Source organism: Vibrio sp. 10N.261.51.F11 (assembly GCF_041471665.1).
GTDB classification, from domain to species: Bacteria; Pseudomonadota; Gammaproteobacteria; order Enterobacterales; family Vibrionaceae; genus Vibrio; species Vibrio crassostreae_C.
The window spans coordinates 1-3,226 of record NZ_JBFROW010000096.1 but is presented as its reverse complement, the minus strand read 5'-3'; the positions used below and the strand labels follow the sequence as shown (position 1 = coordinate 3,226).

Annotated in this window: 2 protein-coding genes; both read right to left on the bottom strand. The window is 43.1% G+C overall.

Annotation, left to right across the window (positions count from 1 at the left end; all coding sequences use genetic code 11):
* The coding region (locus AB4351_RS21440; RefSeq protein WP_372127118.1) for a bifunctional aspartate transaminase/aspartate 4-decarboxylase at positions 1 to 983 on the bottom strand (983 nt) is incomplete at its 3' end.
* 116 nt (positions 984 to 1,099) lie between these two features.
* Positions 1,100 to 2,815, bottom strand: a complete 1,716-nt coding sequence (gene aspT / locus AB4351_RS21435; RefSeq protein ID WP_372127116.1) for an aspartate-alanine antiporter — start codon at positions 2,813 to 2,815, stop codon at positions 1,100 to 1,102.
* Positions 2,816 to 3,226: the final 411 nt, after the last annotated feature.

Below are 3,226 nucleotides of genomic sequence, written 5' to 3'. Positions count from 1 at the left end.
CCTAAACGCCAGCCTGTTGCGCCAAAGTACTTAGAGAACGAGTAAACACAAAGTGTGTTGTATGGTAGTTTTGCAAATAGAGAAACGAAGTCATCGGCAAATGTACCGTATACGTCATCAGTGATGATGAATAGGTCACTGCGTTGCTCATTCACAAAGTTTGTTAGGTTCTCTAAAGTCTCGTCAGAGAATTTCACTGATGCTGGATTAGCAGGGTTAACGACGCAAAGTAGTTTGATGTCTGTATCTGCCAGTTTTTCGATTTCAGACATTGGTAGCTGCCAAGTGGTCTCATCAAGACGCAGTTCTACGATCTCTAGTTCGTACTCAGAAAGCTCTGGGATTTCTAGGTAAGGGGTAAAGATTGGCGTGATTAGCGCAACTTTGTCACCTTTTTTCAATAGACCATTGTTGAACATGGTTGCGAACGTGTACGTCATTGACGCAGTGCCGCCTTCTGTTGCGAACAGGTCAAAGTTAGTCGTCATTGGCATTGGGCCGTACATCTCTTCTGCGATGTATTGTTTAACCACTTTCTCGATGTTCACTAGCATACGTGGTGGCACTGGGTAGTTACACGCAAGGTAAGCCAGTACTAGCTCGTTTAGGAACGCTTGTTTTTCGATGCCTAGACGGTCTTTTGCGTAGCTTAGTGCACGACGTAGGAAATCAACGCCTTTGTCTGTTGCATATTGGCTTGCGAACGTGTCGAAACGCTCAACGATGCCGACGCCATCAGGGATACCACCGAAATCACCACCTAGGTAAGCGTAGTTACGCTCTGCTTCTGCTACCGCAAACTCACCAAGACGGATGAATGCTTTACGAGGTAGCGTTGCTAGGAAGTTAGGGTTACCACGACCTGCATCAAGAAGTGCACGATCTGGCACAGCTTGCGCCACTTCAATCAGTTTGTCTTTTAGCTCGAATGGGCTTAGGTCAGCGAATTTTGAAAAATCGATAGTTGGAGTTTGAGTAGTCATAATAGATACCTTACTTTCATAAATTTTAGCAAGTCGATCCCCTTCCCTATGTTTGGCCAGGGAATCGCTTAGTGTTTTAATTGGATTGACGTCTTAGACTGACGTTATAGTCTGAATTACATACCAGCGTTGACGGAGATAATGCCGACGATGATTGGTCCCCAAAGGGTCAATAGCACGTTGGCTACTGCGTAAGTCACTGTGAATGAGAATACTGGAGTTGCATTGCCTGTTTTTTCCATCAATGCCGCAAACGCAGGGTTTGCACTTCGACCACCAGTCACACAACCAAGTGCTTCAATTGGGTTTTTGATTCTCAAAACAAAGTAAGAGAAGAAGAACGAAATAATCTGTGGAATGATGGTTACCGCAACACCCAAGAATAGTAGGCTCATACCGTGTTCTTTGATGGTGTCTACCGCTTGAGGGCCAGCCTCAAGACCAACGATACCCACGAATGCTGCTAGACCGAAGTCGCGAATAAAGCTTGCTGCTGATTCTGGGAATTGCGCCACATGTGGGTTACGGCTGCGTAACCAACCAACAATCAGACCTGACACTAGACAGCCTGCACCAGAGCCGATAGTGACCGGAATACCTGCAATTTTGAAGTTGATTAGGCCAATCAAAAGACCCAATACCATACCCATGCCTAGTACAATGAAGTCAGTCATTGTTGCTGAGTTCATTGGCTTACCGATTGTACCTTGAACACGATTAATATCGCTTGGTGAGCCAGTTAATTGAATAACATCATTTTTCTTAACAACAAGGTCAGCGTGAACTGGGATTGATACACCTTCGCGAAGGTAGTCAGTCACATAAACACCACGGTAAGTGCCTTTGTTCGCTTCTGATTTGATTTGACCTAGTGTACGGCCAATCAGTTGTTTGTTGTCTGCGATAAGCTGACGGTTCTCTTCAATGACTTCGTACTCTTCTGGAAGCACAACTTCAGAGCCAACAGAGTCACCTTTCAACTGACCAATGGCTTTACGAGTACCTGTGATAACCAGAACATCGCCTTGTTGAAGCTTAGTAAATTTGTCTGCTTCAATCGCTTTGCCATCACGCTCGATAACTTCGATGCATGCGTCTATTGAATCTTGATTGATTTGGGCTAGTGTCAAACCATTCACTTTGCTCTCTGCTTTGATTTCAAAAGCGCGAGTCTCAAGTTTTGTCATCGCATTGAATTCACCAGCACCAAGCTCTGCATTACCATCTGAGTTCGCTTCTGCCATTTTGATTGCTTCAGAGCGAATGTCCCATTTCATTAGTGTTGGGAATACCCATGTCACCATTAGGATTGGACCTAGAGAACCAAAGATGTATGTTACAGCGTAACCTACAGCAACGTTAGTTTGCATCAGATGTTTGGCTTCTTCAGACACACCACCCAAACGGGCGATCGCATCGCCTGCAGTACCAATGATCGCAGACTGAGTTAAACCACCGGCAGCTAGGCCCGCAGCAGTACCTCTATCTAAGTCAAACAACCACGCAGCGGCAAGTACACACAATAAGCCTGAAACCGTCATAACAACCGCAGACAACAGAATGTTGATGGTTCTAAAGTTAAGCGCTTTAAAGAATTGTGCGCCGCCTTGATAACCCACAGCATAAATAAAGAGCGCAAAGAAAATACTTTTTACGCCGGGATCAATCTGAACACCAAATTGCCCAATAATTACGCCCATTAATAATGTTCCGGCCACACCGCCTAAAACAAATCGGCCGATAGTAATTTTACCAACCATATAACCCAATGAGAGTGTAATAAATAGTGCGACAAATGGTGCCATGTCAAACAGATTAGAAATAATGTCCATGACAAATTTACTCTTGTTACTAAATATAAGGAGTAAATAATCTAACGAATAACTTAATAATGATATTTGTTGGATTATTCAAAATAAATAAAGCATCTCGTTGCTTCGAACCGAATATTAAGAACAAAAGGTTTTATTATGTAATCCCATTTGATGGATCAAATCATCACTTTAACTGTTCGCATAGTTTTTGAAGTGCAATTTACATCTTAAGTGATTGTTTTAAATATATTTATCTTAAACCGGCAAAAGTAGATGATTTTCGAAATCAATTTCAATTAAGTGTTTCCACTTCAAGAACGACAACCTACCTACCGTTGTTTTACTGGCTTACGGCGGCGTTGTTAATGATATGGACACTTCCACCCACCGTCTAAACTTATAGTCGGTAAGGCTTTGTTTCCTAAATCA